At 72.7% G+C, this 19648-nt stretch carries 18 protein-coding genes; 9 read left to right on the top strand and 9 right to left on the bottom strand.

All coding sequences use genetic code 11. The features are described from left to right. Positions 1-8 precede the first annotated feature (8 nt). Together AC07DA_RS00920 and AC07DA_RS00915 are read right to left on the bottom strand one after the other, a co-directional pair. Positions 9-1358, bottom strand: a complete 1350-nt coding sequence (locus AC07DA_RS00920) for an MFS transporter (protein WP_479123304.1) — start codon at positions 1356-1358, stop codon at positions 9-11. Positions 1359-1386: 28 nt separating this feature from the next. After that, positions 1387-1824: a MarR family winged helix-turn-helix transcriptional regulator gene (locus AC07DA_RS00915; RefSeq protein ID WP_479123303.1), complete on the bottom strand. Its 438-nt coding sequence runs from the start codon at positions 1822-1824 to the stop codon at positions 1387-1389. Positions 1825-1978: 154 nt separating this feature from the next. Between AC07DA_RS00915 and AC07DA_RS00910 the strand changes: the two genes are divergently transcribed. Continuing rightward, positions 1979-2206, top strand: a complete 228-nt coding sequence (locus AC07DA_RS00910) for a ribbon-helix-helix protein, CopG family (protein WP_479123301.1) — start codon at positions 1979-1981, stop codon at positions 2204-2206. On the opposite strand, the gene AC07DA_RS00905 is transcribed toward AC07DA_RS00910, so the two are convergent. Continuing rightward, on the bottom strand, positions 2176-3624 hold the full coding sequence (locus AC07DA_RS00905; RefSeq protein WP_479123299.1) for an NCS2 family permease: 1449 nt from the start codon (positions 3622-3624) through the stop codon (positions 2176-2178). The two genes, AC07DA_RS00910 and AC07DA_RS00905, sit on opposite strands and share 31 nt — an antisense overlap. Positions 3625-3741: 117 nt before the next feature. Between AC07DA_RS00905 and AC07DA_RS00900 the strand changes: the two genes are divergently transcribed. From AC07DA_RS00900 to AC07DA_RS00890, 3 genes are all read left to right on the top strand, one after another. Then, positions 3742-4008 carry a DUF2530 domain-containing protein gene (locus AC07DA_RS00900; RefSeq protein WP_479123298.1) on the top strand — a complete coding sequence of 89 codons (267 nt, stop codon included), beginning with the start codon at positions 3742-3744 and terminating at the stop codon, positions 4006-4008. Between the two features lie 345 nt (positions 4009-4353). After that, on the top strand, positions 4354-5199 hold the full coding sequence (locus AC07DA_RS00895; protein WP_479123297.1) for a class I SAM-dependent methyltransferase: 846 nt from the start codon (positions 4354-4356) through the stop codon (positions 5197-5199). A 130-nt stretch (positions 5200-5329) separates the two neighbouring features. Next, positions 5330-7723 carry an HAD-IC family P-type ATPase gene (locus tag AC07DA_RS00890; protein WP_479123296.1) on the top strand — a complete coding sequence of 798 codons (2394 nt, stop codon included), beginning with the start codon at positions 5330-5332 and terminating at the stop codon, positions 7721-7723. 21 nt (positions 7724-7744) lie between these two features. Here AC07DA_RS00890 and AC07DA_RS00885 read toward each other — a convergent pair whose 3' ends face one another. The 3 genes from AC07DA_RS00885 to AC07DA_RS00875 all read right to left on the bottom strand — a co-directional run bounded on the left by AC07DA_RS00885 (position 7745) and on the right by AC07DA_RS00875 (position 13354). Beyond that, entirely contained in the window at positions 7745-8653 is a 909-nt protein-coding gene (locus AC07DA_RS00885; RefSeq protein ID WP_479123294.1) for a hypothetical protein, read from the bottom strand. Positions 8654-8846: 193 nt separating this feature from the next. Then, on the bottom strand, positions 8847-11993 hold the full coding sequence (locus AC07DA_RS00880; protein WP_479123292.1) for a sacsin N-terminal ATP-binding-like domain-containing protein: 3147 nt from the start codon (positions 11991-11993) through the stop codon (positions 8847-8849). A gap of 434 nt (positions 11994-12427) precedes the next feature. After that, on the bottom strand, positions 12428-13354 hold the full coding sequence (locus AC07DA_RS00875; RefSeq protein WP_479123291.1) for a DUF3027 domain-containing protein: 927 nt from the start codon (positions 13352-13354) through the stop codon (positions 12428-12430). Positions 13355-13605: 251 nt separating this feature from the next. Between AC07DA_RS00875 and AC07DA_RS00870 the strand changes: the two genes are divergently transcribed. The 4 genes from AC07DA_RS00870 to AC07DA_RS00855 all read left to right on the top strand — a co-directional run bounded on the left by AC07DA_RS00870 (position 13606) and on the right by AC07DA_RS00855 (position 17114). Beyond that, positions 13606-15042: an MFS transporter gene (locus AC07DA_RS00870; RefSeq protein ID WP_479123289.1), complete on the top strand. Its 1437-nt coding sequence runs from the start codon at positions 13606-13608 to the stop codon at positions 15040-15042. Between the two features lie 62 nt (positions 15043-15104). Further along, positions 15105-15578, top strand: coding sequence for a DUF2771 domain-containing protein (locus tag AC07DA_RS00865; RefSeq protein WP_311681406.1), 474 nt, complete (start codon positions 15105-15107; stop codon positions 15576-15578). Next, complete coding sequence (locus tag AC07DA_RS00860; RefSeq protein ID WP_479123856.1) at positions 15548-16276, top strand: futalosine hydrolase; 729 nt, start codon at positions 15548-15550, stop codon at positions 16274-16276. The genes AC07DA_RS00865 and AC07DA_RS00860 overlap by 31 nt, the downstream gene beginning before the upstream one ends. Continuing rightward, positions 16266-17114, top strand: coding sequence for a 1,4-dihydroxy-6-naphthoate synthase (locus AC07DA_RS00855; RefSeq protein WP_479123287.1), 849 nt, complete (start codon positions 16266-16268; stop codon positions 17112-17114). The genes AC07DA_RS00860 and AC07DA_RS00855 overlap by 11 nt, the downstream gene beginning before the upstream one ends. 8 nt (positions 17115-17122) lie before the next feature. Here the strand turns inward: AC07DA_RS00855 and AC07DA_RS00850 are convergent, their stop codons facing one another. Beyond that, entirely contained in the window at positions 17123-17506 is a 384-nt protein-coding gene (locus tag AC07DA_RS00850; RefSeq protein ID WP_010035896.1) for a cold-shock protein, read from the bottom strand. 162 nt (positions 17507-17668) lie between these two features. Between AC07DA_RS00850 and AC07DA_RS00845 the strand changes: the two genes are divergently transcribed. Continuing rightward, positions 17669-17917, top strand: a complete 249-nt coding sequence (locus tag AC07DA_RS00845) for a hypothetical protein (protein WP_479123285.1) — start codon at positions 17669-17671, stop codon at positions 17915-17917. Here AC07DA_RS00845 and AC07DA_RS00840 read toward each other — a convergent pair. Both AC07DA_RS00840 and AC07DA_RS00835 read right to left on the bottom strand, forming a co-directional pair. Continuing rightward, a complete protein-coding gene (locus AC07DA_RS00840; protein WP_479123284.1) occupies positions 17896-18519 on the bottom strand; it encodes an HAD family hydrolase in 624 nt (207 codons plus the stop codon). The genes AC07DA_RS00845 and AC07DA_RS00840 overlap by 22 nt on opposite strands. A 43-nt stretch (positions 18520-18562) precedes the next feature. Further along, the gene (locus tag AC07DA_RS00835) at positions 18563-19552 is read right to left on the bottom strand and encodes a hypothetical protein (RefSeq protein ID WP_479123282.1); all 990 of its coding nucleotides are present in this window, start codon (positions 19550-19552) and stop codon (positions 18563-18565) included. Positions 19553-19648 lie beyond the last annotated feature (96 nt).

The raw sequence follows: 19648 nt of genomic DNA, 5'->3' as shown, positions 1-19648 counted from the left end.
CGGCCCCGTCACGCCGCCGGAGCCAGCTCCTCCGTCCGCTCCCGCGGCACGAACCGCACCCGGGGGTGCCCGCGGTGCCAGCCGACCGACAGGCGGAGGTTGCCCACGCGGGCCAGGACCAGGCCGATCACGGCCGCCGCCGCCACCGCCACCGCGCCGCCGGCCGCGAGGCCGACCCGGGCGCCGTAGGTGTCGGTGACCCAGCCGACGATCGGGGCGCCGACCGGGGAGCCGCCGAGGAAGACCATCATGTAGAGGGCCATGACCCGGCCGCGCATGGCCGGGTCCGTGGACATCTGGATGCTGGTGTTCGTCGTGACGTTGACCGTCATGCCGAACAGGCCCAGCGGCACCATGAGCAGGGCGAACATCCACAGGGCGGGGGTGGCCGCGGCCAGGATCTCCAACGCGCCGAAGGCCAGCGCCGCCACGATCAGCAGCCGCAGCCGGGCCGTCCCGCGCCGCGCGGCGAGCAGCGCGCCCGCCACCGAACCGACCGCCATCAGCGTGTTGAACATGCTGTAGGCGCCGGCGCCCGCGTGGAAGACGTCGTCCGCGAACGCCGAGAGGTACACGGGGAAGTTGAAGGCGAACGTGCCGACCAAGCCGACCAGGACGATCGGCCAGATCAGCTCCGGCCGGCCGGTGACGTAGCGGACGCCCTCGCGCAGCTGTCCCTTGCCCCGCGGGGCGCGCTCGACGGCGTGCAGCTCGCGGGCGCGCATCAGCAGCAGGCCGGTGAGCGGCGCGATGAAGGACAGGCCGTTGAAGAGGAAGGCGTAGCCGGTGCCGACGCCGGTGATCAGCAGGCCCGCGACGGCGGGGCCGACCAGGCGGGCCGACTGGAAGTTCGCCGAGTTCAGGCTGACCGCGTTCTGCAGCTGGCCGGGCCCGACGAGCTCGGAGACGAAGGACTGGCGGGCCGGGTTGTCGACGACGGTGGCCAGGCCGACCGCGAAGGCGGCGACGTACACGTGCCACACCTGGACGTGTCCGCTGAGGGTGAGGACGGCCAGGGCGATCGCCGTGAGGGCCATCGCCGACTGCGTCACGAGCAGCGTGGGCCGCTTGCGCAGCCGGTCGACGAGGACACCGCCGTACAGGCCGAAGAGGAGCATCGGCAGGAACTGCAGGGCGGTGGTGATGCCGACGGCGGCGGAGGAGCCGGTGAGGCTGAGCACCAGCCAGTCCTGGGCGATGCGCTGCATCCAGGTGCCGATGTTGGAGACGACCTGCCCCAGGAAGAACAGGCGGTAGTTGCGCACCTTCAGGGAGGAGAACATCGAGGACTTGCGGGCGGGCGGGGAGTCGTGGGATTCAGGTGCGGGGGCGGAAGCTGTTCCGGGTCCCGAACTCAAAAGGGTTCGCCTCCTTGCTACGTACGGCTTACAGGTGCGCGAGCTTCTCCAGCACGGGGGCGGCGGCGCGCAGTTTCGCCCACTCGTCCTCGTCGAGGTTCTCCACCAGGGAGGACAGGAACGCGTTCCGCTTGCGGCGGCTCTCCTCGAGCATGGCCTCGGCCTGCTCGGTGCGCGTCACGACCTTCTGGCGCCGGTCCTCGGGGTGCGGCTCCAGACGGACCAGGCCCTTGGCCTCCAGCAGCGCCACGATGCGGGTCATCGACGGCGGCTGGACGTGTTCCTTGCGGGCGAGCTCGCCGGGGGTGGCCCGGCCGCACAGGGACAGGGTGCCGAGCACCGACATCTCGGTGGGGCTGAGGGACTCGTCGACCCGCTGGTGCTTGAGCCGACGGGACAGCCGCATCACGGCGGATCGGAGGGAGTTCACGGCGGCTGCGTCGTCGCCATGGCTGAGGTCCGGCATGTTCTTTAGCGTAACTCATTACTCTCGCTAAAGACCACCGGGAACACGCCGAACGTCCGTGACACCCGCCACTGGTCCGAGACATCACTCATATGGGTGATCCCGCAGGGGAACCGGACACACCGCACCGAACGGTGCCGCGACCCTCATGGTCATGGGGACCAGCGTGTTCAGCCTGCGAATAGACCACGACCTGCTCGAACGGCTCCGCGGCCATGCCGCGAAAAGAGGAATGAGCGTCCAGGACTACGTCGTCCGGACGCTCATTCGAGATGACTTCGACCAACGGTTCCAGGCCGCCGTCGAGGAGACGGAGCGGTTCTACGGCCCGTCCGGCTCCGAGGACGGGGATCAGGTCAGACCCAGCGCCGGCATCAGGTAGTAGAACGCGAAGACCGCCGCCACCGCGTACATCGCGGGCGGCACCTCCCGGCCCCGCCCGGCCGCCAGCCGCAGCACCACGAAGGTGATGAAGCCCATGCCGATGCCGTTGGTGATCGAGTAGGTGAACGGCATCATCAGCATCGTCACGAAGGCCGGCACGGCGATCGTGTAGTCCGCCCAGTCGATCTCCTTCACGGAACCGGCCAGGATCAGGAAGCCGACCGCGACCAGCGCCGGGGTGGCCGCCTGGGACGGCACCATCGTGGCGACCGGGGTCAGGAAGAGCGCCACGGCGAAGAGACCGCCGGTGACCACGTTCGCCAGACCCGTCCGGGCACCCTCACCGACACCCGCCGTGGACTCCACGAACGCCGTGGTCGCCGAGGAGGAGCTGGCACCGCCCGCGGCGACCGCGAGGCCGTCCACGAACAGCACCTTGTTGATGCCGGGCATCTGCCCCTCGCCGTCGGTCAGCTTCGCCTCGTCGGAGACACCCATGATGGTGCCCATCGCGTCGAAGAAGCACGACAGCAGCACGGTGAAGACGAACAGCACCCCGGTCAGCACACCGACCTTGCCGAAGCCGCCGAACAGGCTGACCTGCCCCACCAGCCCGAAGTCCGGGGTGGCGACCGGATTGCCCGGCCACTCGGGCGTGGTCAGACCCCAGCTCGGCACCTTCGCCACCGCGTCGATGACCACCGCGACGACCGTCATGGCGACGATCGAGATCAGGATCGCGCCGGACACCCTGCGCACGATCAGCGCCAGCGTCAGCAGCACACCCAGGACGAAGACCAGCACGGGCCAGCCGTTCAGGTGCCCGGCGCCGCCGAGCTGGAGCGGGACGGTGGTCCGGGCGGCGTCGGGGATCCGGGAGACGAACCCGGCGTCGACCAGTCCGATCAGCATGATGAACAGGCCGATACCGATGGCGATCGCCTTGCGCAGCCCGTAGGGCACGGCGTTCATCACGCGCTCCCGCAGCCCCGTGGCGACCAGCAGCATCACCACGAAACCGGCCAGCACCACCATGCCCATCGCGTCCGGCCAGGACATGCGCGGCGCGAGCTGGAGGGCGACGACCGAGTTGACCCCCAGGCCGGCGGCCAGCGCGATCGGGACGTTGCCGATCACGCCCATGAGGAGCGTGGTGAGCGCCGCGGTGAGGGCCGTCGCGGTGACCAGCTGCCCGTTGTCCAGCTGGTGACCGTACATGTCCTTCGCGCTGCCGAGGATGATCGGGTTCAGCACGATGATGTAGGCCATCGCGAAGAAGGTGGCGAGACCGCCCCGGACCTCGCGGGGCACGGTGCTGCCCCGCTCGGAGACGCGGAAGAAGCGGTCGAGTGCGTTCGTGGGCCCGGCTCCCGGCTGTTCAGGGGCGGGGACCTTGGCGGGAGCCGAGGAGGACATGTGTTTGGCGGTTCCTACGAAGAGAAGTGGTCAGACACAAACCGTTTCAGTATGAACATATAACGCCCCACTCGGCCATCTCCGCGCGTAGACCTGATCGCCTCGTAAGCTGTCCCCATGGCGAAGTGGACCCCCCGACACGAGGCGCCGGAGCCCCTGGAGGGCCCCGTGGTCGCCACCATCACCGGCGGCACGATCCTGTGGTTCGTCCTCTTCCTCGTCCAGCTCCCCTTCTACGGCTGGTTCGACGACCGCGGGCAGACCTGGTGGGTGTGGACCTGCCTGGCCGGCGGCGGACTGGGCCTCATCGGCATCTGGTACGTCCGCCGCCGCGACGCGGCACTGAAGCGGGCGGCCGCCCAGGAGGCCCCCACCGCGCAGTAGGTCCCGCACCCGCCGGACGGCGCAAGGGGCCGTGCCGGGGGGTGTCCGCCCGCAGCGGTTGGCGCGTCAACGGACAGTCAGTCGGCGTCCAACCCCATCGCGCCGTTCCGAGGACGGACACCCCCCGGCGCGGCCCCGACCCACCCCCCACCGTCAGGCGAAAGACGCGCACCCCCACCCCCACCCCCAGGCCCAGGCCCAGGCAAGCGCACCCCACCCAACAGCCACCACACCCCACCACCCGGCGAGACACGACCCCGCCCCCTCCCTACGCTCGAAGAAGGCGGCGAGACGTGTCGCAGCCCCCCGCGCAGCACCGCCGCCCGACCGGTGAGGAGCGCAGCCATGACGACGCAGAACGACACGGCCGAGGCCGACCGCGCCCTGAAGACCAAGCACCGCGCGATGTGGGCCCAGGGCGACTACCCGTCCCTGGCCGCCGAGATCATCTCCGGCCTGGGAACGGCCCTGGTCGAGGCGTGCGGCGTGGGCCCGGGCCAACGCGTGCTGGACGTCGCCGCCGGCTCCGGCAACGCCGCGATCCCGGCGGCCCTGGCCGGCGCCGACATCGTCGCCTCCGACCTCACGCCCGAGCTGTTCGAGGCCGGCCGGCGCGCGGCCGAACGGCAGGGGGTCCGGCTCACCTGGCAGGAGGCCGACGCCGAGGCCCTGCCGTTCGGCGACGCGGAGTTCGACGCCGTGCTCTCCTGCGTGGGCGTCATGTTCGCCCCGCACCACCAGCGGGCCGCCGACGAACTCCTCCGGGTCTGCCGCCCGGGCGGCACCATCGGGCTGCTGAGCTGGACGCCCCAGGGGTTCATCGGACGGATGTTCGCCATCATGAAGCCGTATGCGCCCCCGCCCCCGCCGGGCGCCCAGCCGCCCCCGCTGTGGGGCGAGGAGGACCACGTGCGCGCCCTCCTCGGCGACCGCGTCACGGACCTGCGCGCCGAGCGCCGGACCGTCCGCGTCGAGCGCTTCACGACGCCGGAGATGTTCCGCGACTACTTCAAGGAGCGCTACGGCCCGACCATCAGCGTCTACAAGAACCTCGCCGGCGCGCCCGAACGGGCCGCCGCCCTGGACCGCGAGCTGACGGACCTCGCCCGCGGCGCCGACCTCGGGACGGGTTCGGGCGGGACGGTCCTGGACTGGGAGTACCTGCTCTGCACCGCCCGCCGGGCCGGCTGACGCAGCCGGGCACCGAGGTACCACGGCGTACAACTGCCGTACGACCACGGCACGAAGTCCGTCCTTCCCAGGTCGGATCTTCGCTCCGTTCAGCGGGTGAAGCGGCAAATCCGCACGTACCGTCGAATGCATGACGCATCTCGACGCGGGTGCCCGGCCCGACTCCGCGCCTCCGGCGACGGTCACCCCACGCGAGACGGGCCTGACCAGTGCTCAGGTCGCCGAACGGGTGGAACGCGGTCAGGTCAACGACGTACCGGTGCGCAGCAGCCGGTCCACCGTCGACATCATCCGGGCGAACGTCTTCACCCGCTTCAACGCGATCATCGGCGTGCTGTGGCTGATCATGCTGGTGGTCGCGCCGATCCAGGACAGCCTGTTCGGTTTCGTGATCCTCGCCAACACCGGCATCGGCATCGTCCAGGAGTGGCGGGCGAAGAAGACGCTGGACTCGCTCGCGCTGATCGGCGAGGTGCGCCCGACCGTGCGCCGGGACGGGGCCGCCGCGCAGGTCAGCACGTCCGAGATCGTGCTGGACGACCTGATCGAGATCGGTCCCGGGGACAAGGTCGTCGTCGACGGTGTCTGCGTCGAGACCGACGGGCTGGAGATCGACGAGTCACTGCTCACCGGCGAGGCCGACCCGGTCGTCAAGCGGCCCGGCGACCAGGTGATGTCCGGCAGCTTCGTGGTCGCGGGCGGCGGCGCCTTCCAGGCCACGAAGGTCGGCCGCGAGGCGTACGCGGCGCAGCTCGCCGAGGAGGCCTCCCGGTTCACCCTCGTCCACTCGGAGCTGCGCTCGGGCATCTCCACGATCCTCAAGTACGTCACGTGGATGATGGTCCCGACCGCGATCGGCCTGATCATCAGCCAGCTGGTCGTGAAGGAGAACGCCTTCGACGACTCCGTCGCCCGCACGGTCGGCGGCATCGTCCCGATGGTCCCCGAGGGCCTGGTCCTGCTCACCTCGGTCGCCTTCGCCATCGGCGTGATCCGGCTGGGGCGCAAGCAGTGCCTGGTGCAGGAGCTGCCCGCGATCGAGGGCCTGGCCCGGGTCGACACCGTCTGCCTGGACAAGACCGGCACCCTCACCGAGGGCGGCATGGACGTCACCGAGCTCAGGCCGCTGCAGGGCGCCGACGAGACGTACGTACGCAAGGTGCTCGGCGCGCTCGGCGCGTCGGACCCGCGGCCGAACGCCTCGCTGCAGGCGATCATCGACACCTGCCCGGCCGTGCCGGACTGGCGCGTCACGCGGGCACTGCCCTTCTCCTCGGCCCGCAAGTACAGCGGCGCCGCGTTCCGCGAGGACGACGGGCGGAGCGGTACGTGGCTGCTGGGCGCGCCGGACGTGCTGCTGCCGGAGGACGATCCGGCCCTGGCCGAGACCGGCCGGCTGAACGAGCAGGGCCTGCGCGTGCTGCTGCTCGCCCGGGTCGAGCGGGACCTGGACGATCCCGAGGTGGCCGAGGACGCGCGGCCCACCGCCCTGGTCGTGCTGGAGCAGCGGCTGCGCCCGGACGCCGCCGACACGCTGCGCTACTTCGCCGACCAGAACGTCCGGGCCAAGGTCATCTCCGGGGACAACGCGGTGTCGGTCGGCGCGGTCGCCGCCAAGCTCGGCCTGTCCGGGACCACCGTGGACGCCCGCGGGCTCCCCGCCGACCCGGACGGCATGGCGGACGCCCTGGACGACGGCACGGTGTTCGGGCGGGTCACCCCGCAGCAGAAGCGGACCATGGTGGGCGCGCTGCAGTCGCGCGGGCACACCGTCGCGATGACCGGTGACGGGGTGAACGACGTCCTGGCCCTGAAGGACGCCGACATCGGCGTGGCGATGGGCTCCGGCTCGGAGGCGACCCGGGCGGTCGCGCAGATCGTGCTGCTGAACAACAGCTTCGCCACCCTGCCGTCGGTGGTGGCGGAGGGCCGCCGGGTCATCGGGAACATCACCCGGGTCGCGACCCTGTTCCTCGTCAAGACGGTCTACTCGGTGCTGCTGGCCGTGCTGGTGGTCTGCTCGCAGGTCGAGTACCCGTTCCTGCCGCGCCACCTGACCCTGCTGTCGACGCTGACCATCGGCGTCCCGGCGTTCTTCCTGGCGCTGGCGCCGAACAAGGAGCGCGCGAAGCCCCACTTCGTACGGCGGGTCATGCGGTACGCGATCCCGGGCGGGGTCGTGGCGGCGGTGGCGACCTTCGCGACGTACCTGGTCGCCCGGGAGCACTACCGGGGCGCGGGCGCGCTGGACGCGGAGACCAGCGTGGCGACGCTGACCCTGTTCCTCATCTCGATGTGGGTGCTGGCGATCATCGCCCGCCCGTACACCTGGTGGCGGATCGCCCTGGTCGCCGCGATGGGCGGGGCGTTCCTGCTGGTGCTGGTGGTGCCGTGGCTCCAGGACTTCTTCGCGCTGAAGCTGGTCGGGATGACCATGCCGTGGACCGCGGTCGGCATCTCGGTCGTGGCGGCGGCCACCCTGGAACTCACCTGGAGGTGGGTGGACCGCCGCTTCCCGGCCTAGCCGGACCGTCGCGGGTCCGGCTTACTTCACGTCGACGAAGTCACCCGCGGCGTTGACCGCCGGGGTCGTGGTCGTGCCGGCGAAGGACCAGCGGTAGTAACCGTCGGTCGACGCCTTGACGGTGGTCTTCAGCTCACCGGTGCTGTTCGACTTGACGGTCTTCAGCGTGGTGTAGGTGTTGCTGCCCTTCTTGCGGAACTGCAGCTTCACCGACTGGTTGGTGTAGCCGTGGTACTTGTTGTCGTCCCAGTTGGCGCGGGACAGCTTGCCGGTGACGGTGATGGTCTTGCCCTTCTTCACCGGCTCGGGCGAGGCGTTGACCGTCAGCTTCGAGTAGCGCTGGACCTTGAAGGAGTTCGTCGGGTCCTTCACCGCGACACCGACGTTGTCCATGTTCGGGTCCTCCGGGTCCTCGCCGTTGAACGCGACCGCGAACGCCGCCGCCTTCCAGGAGCCGGCGTCCTCGTTCAGCAGCGCGAACGGGTCGATCTGGACGGTGGCCTTGCAGTTGGCGACGGTCGCGGAGGAGTCCGTGCAGGTCGCGTCGTTGCTGTCGAAGTAGAAGATCGACTCCTCGAACGAGGCGCCGCGGTACAGCTCGACACCCGCGAAGAAGTCCGCGGCGTGGATGTTCACTTCCTTGCCGTGGGTCAGCGTGAAGGACACGGGGACCTTGACCACGTTGGTGGTGCCCACGGCGATGTTCTTGCCGTTGTTGACCTTGACCGAGGAGAAGGTCGCGTTCAGGGCGTACGGCAGGCCGTTCTCGGCGGCGGCGAAGGCCGACCGGCCGGAGTCGGCGTGGATGACCTCACTGGCGGCGGCGATGTCCGCGGGGACCTTCGGCTCGGCGGCCTGCGCGGCCGGCACGGCGAGGGCGGAAAGGGCCAGGGCGCCGGTGACGGCGGCCACGGTGGCTCGGATACGCATGCGTTCTCCAGGTGGAGAGGGACCCCGGTGCTCGTCGTCGGCTCTCGGGGCCCAAGTGATCGTGGAGTCTGTTGACTCACATGATCAGATTCGTGAGGAGGTCGCTTGGTTGTACGACGGGTGAAAAATTTGTGCGGGACTTTTCACCGGCCGGGTGAACGCCGCCCCCGCCCGGCCGCACCCGGTCAGCGCCTCAGTCGAACCACCGGTCCCGCGCCAACTCCCGCGTACGGGACGGGTCCTCCAGCAGCGCCGCCACCTCGAACCGCCGCGGCCACTGCCCCGCCGCCCAGGCCAGCCCCGCGGCGACGCCCTCCAGGGTCGCGGCGTGCAGGACGCCGTCGTCGGTGAGGCGCCAGTCGATCTCCACACCGTCCACGACGAGTTCGTCGTGCTCCACGTAGGAGGCCGGGGTGCGCGGACCGAGCAGCACCCGCACCGGCTCGGGCACCTCGTGCTCGGCGCCCTCGGAGTCGACCCGCCCGGTGACCGACTCGCTCAGCCGCCGCACCTGGAACAGTTCGGCCAGGTCGGCGGCGCGGGACGGCCGTACGGGGAGCAGCGGGACGCCCTCGGTGAACGGCAGCAGGTCGGGCGAGTCGCACACCACGGCGTCGGCCGCGTCCACGACCTCCACCCGCCCGTCGACGACGGCCCGCAGCTCGTCCGGCAGCGTCACCCGCTCCGGGTCCAGCTCGGCCAGCGCCCCGTACAGGGCGTGCAGCTGAGCGTCCGTCACCTCGCGCTCGGGGTCGGCGAGCCGGTCGAGCAGCTCGGCGGCGCCGCCGGGCTCGTCCAGCAGCGCGGCGACCGAGGTGCGCACACCGAGCGCACGCAAGACCTGCTCGTCCTCGAAGCCGGTGGCGTCGGCCTCGTCGTAGAGGCCGCGCAGCAGCGGGTCGCCGCCGGCGGCGCGCAGGCCCGCGGGGCGGCGGCCGTCCAGCACCGGGTTCCCGCGCAGCCACCAGGCCGTGTACGGGCGGACGGCCTCGTGCGTGCCGTCGTGCAGCAGGATCCGCACGGGCTGCACGATCGCGTCCCGGAACGGCGGCCGGGACAGCAGCGCCAGCGCCTGCGCCCACTTGTCCTCGTCCACGAGGTCCAGGTCCCGCACGGCGACGATCTCGGTCGCGACCGGCGGCACGGGGCTGTCCGGGAAGCGGTCCAGGACGTCCTCGCACCACACGTCGACGGCGTCCAGCAGGCCCGCGTCGTCGGGCTCGGCGAAGTCGCCCTCGCGGGGCTCCAGTTCGTCCGGGTCGAGGACGACGTCGGTGGCGCGGACGAGCGCGAAGTCCACCAGCACCCCGCAGGCGGCCAGCGGCTGCTCGCCCCACTTCGCGGCCAGGTCCGCGTCCACGGCGGCCAGTTCGCCCTCGCGCATGACCTGGGCGAAGGGACCGCCGGGGAAGACCAGTTCGCAGGCCGGGGCCGGTTCGCCGTCCTCGTCGGGCAGGGCGAGCGCGCCGAGCCAGGGCTCGTCGCCGGGCTCCAGGCCGGCGTCCCGCACCAGGGCGAGGACGGTGTCGGCCAGTTCCTCGGCGTCGAGGGTGTCCTCCTCCCAGTTCACCCCGCCCTCGTCGTCGAGCGACGCGGCGACGGCGGCCCGCACCTGCGGGGTGGTGAGGACGGCCCGCGGGGTCGCGGGCAGCGCGCCCAGCTTCTCCAGGATCGGGTGGGCGGCGTCCGGGTGGGCGACCTTCAGACCGAGCCGGGCCATCACCTCCGGGTCGATCCGGGCGCCGTCCGCGCCGGGCAGGAGCACCTGCCGGGGCCCGATGGTCGTCCGGCCTCCCCCAGTGCCGAAAGCCTGGGAGGTGCCCCCAGCCAGCGGCACCGGCAGTCCCGAAAGCCGGTCCGGATCGACCCCGGCCAGGCTGTCGTAGAGCCGCCGCCACCAGCCCGGGTCCTTCTCCAGGCCGGCCAGCCGGTCGATCGCGTCGGTGAGCGGAACCCGGGCGACCGCCAGGGTCCGCAGCTCCGGGCGGCGTTCCAGTCCGGCGGGCAGCAGGGTGGGCAGCACCTCGGCGAGGACCCGCACGGTGTCGGCTCCGGCGCCCTCGACGAGTTCGGCGTCCCGCGGCCGCAGGGATTCCGGCAGGTCGTCACCGTCCCGGGGCGGGACGGCGGGCGGCAGGAAGGACGTGCGCGGCAGCCGCTCCAGGATGGCCTGGCGCAGGGCGCCGTCCAGTTCGCCCTTGCCGAGCGGCCCGGGCACGAGGTCGACGATCCCGGTGGTCACCGGGCGCCATTCACCGAGGAGTCCGGCGTACGCGTCGGCCGCGCGCTGGACGAGGAAGTCGGTCAGCGGGCCGGGGGCGGCGTGGCGGCGGGTGGAGTCCAGCGGGAACGAGGCGATGAGCAGGGCGGGCACGCCCAGCGGCTCGTCACTGGGGGTCGGGGCGTGCACGACCGGGGTGGTGCGCGGCCGGACCGGGCCGCCGTCGCGGTCGACGGGGACGGCCCAGGTGACGGACCAGTGCGGCCGCAGCCGTTCCTCGACGGGCCGGTCGGCGAGCAGCTCGGGGGTGAGGGTGCCGTGGGCGGCGGCGGTGCGCCAGTGGGTGACGCCGCCGGCGGAGTCGTCGACCACGGTGAAGGGGCCGTCGGTGCGGCGGCCGAGGGTGCGCGGCTCCTCTCCGCCGATCTCGACGACGACTTCCTCCAGGCCGGGGAGGGTCAGCAACAGCGCGTCGTCCACGGCCCGCAGCAGCCGCTCGGCGAGGTCGGCGGCGGCCGCGTCCCGCAGCGGCAGGATGACGGCGGTGTCGTACGGGTCGGGGGCGGTGCCCTCCGCGGCGAACGGCAGCCGCAGCAGGGGCACGTGCCCGTCCCGCCGCCGGATCTCGTCGCCGAGCCCGGGGCTGTGCCGGGCGGTGTCGGAGGCGAGATCCCGGGCCTCGGCGAGGGACCAGCGGACCCCGCCGTGCCGTCCGACGACGGCGGGCTCGTCGGTCACGGACAGCACGGCGGCGAACCCGACGCCGAACCGGCCGATCGAGGGCGTGTCCCGTTTGGCGGACGCGCGCAGCGTGGACAGCGACTCGACGCCGGCCGCGTCCAGCGGGGCGCCGGTGTTGGCGGCGACCAGCACCCCGTCGCGCAGCGTGAGCCGCAGCCGTCCCGGCGATCCGGCCCGGGCCGCCGCGTCGGCGGCGTTCTGGGCGAGCTCGACGACGAGCCGGTCCCGGTAGCCGCCGAGGGCCAGGTCCTCCTCGGCGTTGGCGTCCTCGCGGAACCGGGCCGGGCTGGTGGCCCAGGCGTCCAGGACTCCGCGCCGCAGTCGTGCCGTACCGAACGGGTCGGCACCTTCGGCGGCCGGGCGCACGAACTTGCTCACGTTGACTCTCCTCATCGGCGGCGGGGGCCGTGAGGTTGAAGGTACCGCGACCCGGCGGGGCCCCCGGACCAGGTACCAGGAGCGCCCGACCTCCGCGCCCAGGCGAGGCCGGACGCAGCGGGAACGGCTCCGCCGGTCCCGTTCAACCACCGGACGAAACCCCTTGCGGCGAGCACGGCCGCACGGCGCCCACCGGAACGACGACCACAGCCATGCCCCCACCGACCGGGGCGGCCGCGGCCGAGCGTCAGGGGTGCCCCAGGCCCGCGACCGGCACGAACCCCGAGTCCGAGTCCGAGGCCGGACACCGGCGCAGACGGATCCTCCGGCCCCGTCGGGACCAGACGAACCCCCCTGCGGCGAGCACGGCCGCACGGCGCCCCCCGGAACGACCACCACAGCCATGACGCGGCCGGGACGGCCGCGGCCGAGCGTCAGGAGTGACCGAGGTCCGCCGCCGACTCGTCCTCCGTTTCCGGCACGGACCCCGAGTCCGAGGCCGGGCGCAGCGGGAAGGGGTCCACCCGGGTCTCGTCGACGACCGGCGGGGCCGGCTGCGGGGGACGCGGCATGACGGCGGCCTCGGAGTGGCCGCCGCAGCCGTAGCCCAGGGAGACCACGCGGCCGTCGGCCGGGGAGAACTCGTTGGCGCAGACGCCGAAGGCCTGCCCCAGGGAGCCGCCGATGGGCACGAGGAAGCCGCAGCTGACACAGGCCGCGGGGGCGGACTGGGCCATGGGCGTCTTGGGGCCGAAGGCCTCCTCCCAGCGGTCGGCCGCGGTGTGCAGGCCGTAGCGGGACAGGACGCGGGCCCGGCGCATGCCCAGTTCCTCGGCGACCGCCGCGATGGAGCCGCGGGACGGCGTGACCGGCAGGCGGGACGGGGGGCCCTCGGTGACGTCGGCGTCCTCGGCCTCCACCAGGTCGGCCATCTCGTGGGAGACGGGCGAGTTGGGCGCCGGCTCGTCCTCGCCCGAGTAGCCGGGCTCCAGGCGCAGGTCGTCGGCGTCCGTGGGCAGCAGGTCGCCGGGACCCATGTCGCCGGGGCGCAGCCGCTCGCTCCACGGCACCCACTCCGGCGCGAGCACCGCGTCCGGGCCGGGCAGCAGCACCGCCTCGTCCACCGTGACGACCTTGGCGCGGGAGGCCCGGGCGACCGTCACGGCCCAGCGCCAGCCCCGGTATCCGAGTTCCCGGCATTCGAAGAAGTGCGTGACAACGCGGTCGCCCTCGGAGACCAGGCCCACGTGCTCACCGACGATCCCGGGCGCGGCGGCCTCCTCGGCTGCGGCACGCGCGAGGTCGACGGCCTCGGCGCACAGACGGTCGGGGGTGCGGCTTCGCGTTGTCGCTGCGCTCACAGGTATCGCTTCTCTCCATACGCCGTCTCGAGTGCGCCACTCCCAGCGCCAAGGCGGGACGGAGCGGACCAGGGGACCGCGTCGACGTCCTTCATCCATTCTGCGGGATGGCTGAGATACGCACGCTACCCTTCCGCCCCACTTCGCGTACACCGACCGGTTCCATGAGCGACAACCCGGACAGTCACCCCACAGGCCCTATACAAGCGGTAATGGCACTACCCACAGCGTTCTCGGGGCACTATGACGTCGTGGCAGCCGCGAAGACGCCCCAGGGCGCCACCGGGACCGGTGGGTCGAAAGGGGTCAAGGGAGGAAACAGCCGACCGAGCGGACCGGGCCGTGTGGGCGGCCCCCTCCGCGCCGTCGGCCGTGCCCTGCACTTCCCGGTGACGGGCACGGCGCGCGGCATCCGCAAGGCCACCCACGCGCACGGCGCCGGCGAGTCCGGCCTCGGCAAGCTGATCGAGCTGCACGGTGTGAACGGCGCCGGCGACGTCATGATCACCGTCGCCCTCGCCTCGACCGTCTTCTTCTCCGTCCCGACCGACGAGGCCCGCGGGCGCGTCGCGCTGTACCTCGCCATCACCATGGCGCCCTTCACGCTCCTCGCGCCGGTCATCGGCCCGCTCCTCGACCGCATCCCGCACGGCCGCCGGGCGGCGATGGCCGGGGCGATGCTGGCCCGGGCGCTGCTCGCGCTGATCCTGTCCGGCGCGGTCGTCAGCGGCAGCATCCAGCTCTACCCGGCCGCGCTCGGCGTGCTCGTCGCGTCGAAGGCGTACGGCGTGGTCCGAAGCGCGGTCGTGCCCCGGCTGCTGCCACCCCGCTTCTCCCTGGTGAAGGCCAACTCGCGCGTCACGCTCGGCGGGCTCCTGGCCACCGGCATCGCCGCGCCCATCGGCGCCGGGCTCCAGCAGATCGGACCGCGCTGGCCGCTCTACGGGGCCTTTTTGATCTTCGTCGCCGGGACGGTCCTGTCGTTCACGCTGCCGCCGAAGGTCGACTCCGCCAAGGGCGAGGACCGGGCGCTGCTGGCGGCGGACGAACAGCACCTGCACGGACCGCACCGCAAACCGGTCAAGCGCCCCGGACTGCGCACCGTCGGCCCGGCCGTCACCCACGCCCTGGGCGCCAACGCCGCCATCCGCTGCCTCACCGGCTTCCTGATCTTCTTCCTCGCCTTCCTGCTGCGCGAGCACCCGATCTCCGGCCAGAGCGCCGCCGTGTCCCTGGGGATAGTGGGAGTCTCCGCGGGCGTGGGCAACGCGCTCGGCACGGCGGTCGGGGCGTGGCTGCGCTCCCGGGCGCCGGAGATCATCATTGTGACGGTCGTGGCGTGCGTGCTGGGCGCGGCGCTCACGGCCGCGGTGTTCTTCGGCGCGGTCCTGGTCGCCGGCCTGGCCGCGATCGCCGGCTTCGCGCAGGCCCTGGCCAAGCTCTCCCTGGACGCGCTGATCCAGCGGGACGTGCCCGAACTGGTCCGGACCTCGGCCTTCGCCCGCTCCGAGACGCTGCTGCAGATGTCCTGGGTGCTGGGCGGGGCGGTCGGCATCGCCATGCCGCTCAACGGCACGCTCGGGCTCGCGGTGGGGGCGGCGATCGTCGGCACCGGGTGGCTGACGACCGTGCGGGGGCTGGTCGGCTCGGCCAGGCGCGGGGGCTCGGGACGGGCGCGTGTGGCGTAACCGCGCGGTCACGTCACACCCCGCGTGGGAGCTCCGCCCGGCCCGCCCGATAGCCTTCCGCCATGAACACGTTGCAATCCGCTGTGCGACGCCGCCGCGCCGTCGCCGTCGCCGGTGTCGTATCCGCCGGACTGCTCGTCCTGTCGGCCTGTGACAAGCCGACGCCGATGGCCACGGTGACCGTGGGCAGCGACTCGGTGAACACCGAGGCCACCTGTGGTGGTGAGGGCGACGCGCTGAAGCAGTCCGACCTCACGCAGTGCCTGAAGGACAAGGGCATCAAGAGCATCTCCGTCGACCCGGACGAGACCGTCCGCTTCGGCGTCGACCCGGAGATCGCCGACAAGGGCTGGACGATCCTGATGAACGGTCAGCCGCTGACCGACGCCAGCAAGAAGACGTACCGCACCATTCCGGGCAGCGTGTTCTTCAACGCCCAGTACGGCGCGCAGGGCAACTCGACGCTGGTCTCCATCAAGGAGGGCGACAAGGAGCCGTCGGGCCTCTGGAACTTCAAGCTCAAGAAGGACGCCTGATCGCTGCCGCCGGGCCTGGCCGGGTGCTGGTCGCCACCGCGGTTCCCGTGGAGAGGGACGCGGTGGCGGCGGGCCTCGGCCGTGCGGCCGCCGGTGTCGGCGACGGCGACGGCGATGTGATCGCCGCCGGTGTGGGGCCCGCGCTCGCCGCCGCCTCCACCGCCGCCGCCCTCACCGCCGCCGCCCTCCGGGGCAGGCCCTACGGCCTCGTCGTGTCCGCCGGGATCGGGGGCGGGTTCCAGCCCGAGGCGCCCGTGGGGTCGCTGGTCGTCGCCGACGAGGTCGTCGCGGCCGATCTGGGGGCGGAGACCGAGGACGGGTTCCTGCCGGTCACCGAGCTGGGGTTCGGGACCGTCCGGCACGAGCCGCCGGGCGAGCTGGTGCGGCGGGTCGCCGAGGCCACCGGGGCCCGGGCCGGTGCCGTGCTCACCGTGTCCACCGTGACCGGGACGGCCGCCCGGGCCGCCGCCCTCCGTGAGCGGCACCCCACCGCCCTCGCCGAGGCCATGGAGGGGTTCGGGGTCGCCGAGGCCGCCGCCGCGCAGGGCGTGCCCGTGCTGGAGATCCGGGCGGTGTCCAATCCGGTCGGCCCCAGGGACCGGGACGCCTGGCGCATCCCCGACGCGCTGGCGGCCCTGACCGAGGGCTTCGGGAAGCTCGCGCCCGTACTGGAGGGTTGGAACCGGCATGACCGCTGAACAGCTGCAGATCGCGTACTCCCCCTGCCCGAACGACACGTTCGTCTTCGACGCCCTGGCCCACGGCCGCGTGCCCGGCGCCCCCGCGCTGGACGTGACCTTCGCCGACATCGACATCACCAACGGCATGGCCGAGCGCGGCGAGTCGGACGTGCTGAAGGTGTCGTACGCGGTGCTGCCCTACGTCCTCGACGAGTACGCCCTGCTGCCCTGCGGCGGCGCGCTGGGGCGGGGCTGCGGGCCGCTGGTGCTGACGCGGGAGGCCGGTACCGACCTCACCGGGCGGACCGTCGCCGTGCCCAGCGAGAAGTCGACCGCGTACCTGCTGTTCCGGCTGTGGGCCGCGGACACGCTGGACGGCGGGGTCGGCGAGATCGTCGTCATGCCGTTCCACGAGATCATGCCGGCCGTGCGCGACGGGAGGGTCGACGCGGGGCTCGTCATCCACGAGGCCCGCTTCACCTACCGCACCTACGGCCTGCACAAGCTCGCCGACATGGGCGAGCACTGGGAGCACACCACCGGCCTGCCGATCCCGCTCGGCGCGATCATCGCCAAGCGGTCGCTGGGCGAGGAGACGCTGCGGCTGCTCGCCGACGCGGTCCGGGCGTCCGTGCGGGCGGCCTGGGACGACCCGGAGGCGTCCCGGCCGTACGTGATGGAGCACGCCCAGGAGATGGACCCGGCCGTGGCCGACCAGCACATCGGGCTGTACGTCAACGAGTTCACCGCCGACCTCGGCGAGGACGGCTACGCCGCCGTACGCGGGCTGCTGACGCGCGCGGCGGCCGAGGGGCTCGTCCCGCCCCTCGGCCCGGACGCGCTGCGGTTCCCCTGACGCGAGGCTCAGACGTCCAGCTGGTCGGCGACCGCGCGCAGCAGGCCCGCGATCTTCTTGCCGGCGGTCTTCTCGGGGTAGCGGCCGCGCTCCAGCATCGGCGTGATGTTCTCCAGGAGCGTCGTCAGGTCCTGGACGATCGAGGCCAGCTCGTCGGGCTTCTTGCGGGTCGCCGCCGCGACGGACGGGGTCGGGTCCAGGATCGTCAGGGACAGCGCCTGGTCGCCGCGCTGTCCGGCCACGACCCCGAACTCCACGCGCTGTCCCGGCTTGAGCGTCTCGACTCCGGCGGGGAGGACCGAGGAATGGACGAAGACGTCACCGCCGTCGTCGCGGGAGAGAAAGCCGAAGCCCTTCTCGCTGTTGAACCACTTGACCTTGCCGGTAGGCACGTCTGTCCTCGTCCTCGTACTCGTCGGAAAACTGCTTCTGAAACGGCTCTTGATAGCACTCGGGCGGGTCGTACGACCCGCCGGTACCAAGGCTAATGCTCTTGCAGCCGGTGACAAGACGTCACCCGGTTGTTCCTTCGCGCTGGGAACTACCCTGGTCGGGTGCGTGACAAAACCCAAACGAATTCCGCCGCGCCCGGTGACCGTCTGGTCCGTGCCGGAGCCGTCGTCTTCTTCATCGGTGCCGTGGCCACACTGGTCACGGTCGCCCCGCTGTTCCTCGGAACGACGCCCTTTCCGACGTACATGTTCGGATTGAGCATGCTCATGGCGGTCGGTTTCCTGATGGCCGGCGTGGGGGTGCTGCGTTCCGTCTCGGCCGGCCGGCGTCAGGCGCGCGCGGGGAGGTAGTCCGAAAGCCACCCGGGGAATTCGCCCAGCCCGGTGAGGACCACGTCCGCGCCCGCCGCGCGCAGTTCCTCCGGGGAGCAGGGGCCGGTGGCCACGGCGACGGAGAGCGCGCCGGCCGTGCGGGCCCCGCGCACGTCCCCGACGTGGTCGCCGACGTAGACGGACGCGCCGTGCTCGCGCAGGGCCTCGGCCTTCTGCTCGGCCCACAGGTCGCCGATGACCGCGTCGGGCTCCAGCCCCAGGTGGGCGAGGTGCAGCTTGGCGTTGGGCTCGTACTTGGCGGTGACGACGATCGCGCGCCCGCCGGCCTCCCGTACGGCCGCGACGGCCTCCCGGGCGCCCGCCAGGGCCGGGGTCGCCGCGATGGCGATCGTCGGGTACATCTCCCGGTACACGTCCGCCACGGCCTCGACCTCCTCGGCCGGGAACCAGTTGACCAGCTCCTCGGCCAGCGGCGGCCCGAGCCGGGTGACCGCCAGGTCGGCGTCGATGTACGTCCCCGTCCGCTCGGACAGCGCCTGGTAGCAGGCCCGGATGCCGGGGCGGGAGTCGATGAGGGTCATGTCCAGGTCGAAACCGACGGTGAATGCCATATGGGCCATTGTGCCCAGCGGGTGCGCACGGCAGACGCGCGCCCGCGGGGAGCTAGCGGCCGCGCTGTGAACGCCACACCAGGAACAGCGCCGACGTCACCGCCGCGCCCCGGACCACCCAGGGCCAGGTCTGCGCCACCGCGTCGTTCATCGCGCCCTCGGCGATCGGGTCGCCCCAGCGGCCGTCCGTCCTGCCCCAGAGCCACACCAGGCCCGCCATGACGGCCGTGCCCGGCAGGATCACCACCGCCCATTTCGTCTCGGCCGGGCTCAGGCGGCGGGAGGCGTAGGCGATGAGCCAGCCGAGGAGGAGCACGAACCAGTTGCCGAGGACGGCACCCGCGACGAGGAGGGCGGCGGCGGCCAGCAGCAGCGGGTTGCTCCAGCTCCCGGCGGCGGGCAGGCCCGCCAGACGGCGACGGCCCCCCTTCACGGCCTCCACCGGCTCGGCCGCCTCGACGGCGGGGGCCGGTTCCCTCGTCTCCGGCTCCGCCTTCCGCTGCGGCGGCGGCTTGAGCAGGTCCGGCAGTTCCACCCCGCCCACGAAGCCCGGCACCTCGTCGCCCACGCCGAAGGGGCTGCTGTCGACCCGCCACCAGTCCGGCTGGACCGCGCTGTCGCCCAGCTCGTGCCCGGTGGCCAGGTGGGGCGGGGCCGGGCCGTCGGCGTGCGCGGGCCGCGCCTGCTCGGCGGGCCGCGCCGGACGGGGACGCGGCACGACGCGCCGCGCCATCCCCTTGGGCCGCTCCCGCCCCTGCGGTTCGCGGTCGGGCTGCGCGGGCACGGCGGCGGGGGCGGCGCCCTGCGGCTGACGCCCGTCCGCCGCGGCGGCCACGACCTCGTCGGGGCTGCCCAGGCGGGTCAGGATGCGGCGGACGGCGGCGGGCGAGTCGACGGTGGCCTTGGCGCGCCGCCGGTCGATCTCGTCGCGCAGGCCGGCGACCAGGCGCATACGGGTGGCCGACGACAGCTGCTGTTGCTGGGCCACGTCGCCGACGCGGCTCAGATACTCGTAAACGACCTGGTCGCTCTCAATCCCCACGAAGTCCCCTCCGGGGCGGGTGCGTTGCGTGACGCCGTCGGACGACGGTACCGCGCGGACCGGCGCGGCTTCCAAAAGGCCGTGGGGTGTCCGGGT

The organism is Streptomyces sp. NPDC044921 (genome assembly GCF_056432865.1).
The sequence above is the reverse complement of the archived record's forward strand: the minus strand, read 5'-3'. Positions and strand labels throughout refer to the sequence as shown.

Excerpts from the sequence above, each read along its gene's own strand:
- AC07DA_RS00905 (WP_479123299.1), bottom strand. The coding sequence starts at position 3,624 with ATGTCCTCCTCGGCTCCCGCCAAGGTCCCCGCCCCTGAACAGCCGGGA.
- AC07DA_RS00865 (WP_311681406.1), top strand. The coding sequence starts at position 15,105 with ATGAACACGTTGCAATCCGCTGTGCGACGCCGCCGCGCCGTCGCCGTC.
- AC07DA_RS00910 (WP_479123301.1), top strand. The coding sequence starts at position 1,979 with ATGGGGACCAGCGTGTTCAGCCTGCGAATAGACCACGACCTGCTCGAA.
- AC07DA_RS00885 (WP_479123294.1), bottom strand. The coding sequence starts at position 8,653 with ATGCGTATCCGAGCCACCGTGGCCGCCGTCACCGGCGCCCTGGCCCTT.
- AC07DA_RS00900 (WP_479123298.1), top strand. The coding sequence starts at position 3,742 with ATGGCGAAGTGGACCCCCCGACACGAGGCGCCGGAGCCCCTGGAGGGC.
- AC07DA_RS00890 (WP_479123296.1), top strand. The coding sequence starts at position 5,330 with ATGACGCATCTCGACGCGGGTGCCCGGCCCGACTCCGCGCCTCCGGCG.
- AC07DA_RS00915 (WP_479123303.1), bottom strand. The coding sequence starts at position 1,824 with ATGCCGGACCTCAGCCATGGCGACGACGCAGCCGCCGTGAACTCCCTC.
- AC07DA_RS00895 (WP_479123297.1), top strand. The coding sequence starts at position 4,354 with ATGACGACGCAGAACGACACGGCCGAGGCCGACCGCGCCCTGAAGACC.
- AC07DA_RS00840 (WP_479123284.1), bottom strand. The coding sequence starts at position 18,519 with ATGGCCCATATGGCATTCACCGTCGGTTTCGACCTGGACATGACCCTC.
- AC07DA_RS00855 (WP_479123287.1), top strand. The coding sequence starts at position 16,266 with ATGACCGCTGAACAGCTGCAGATCGCGTACTCCCCCTGCCCGAACGAC.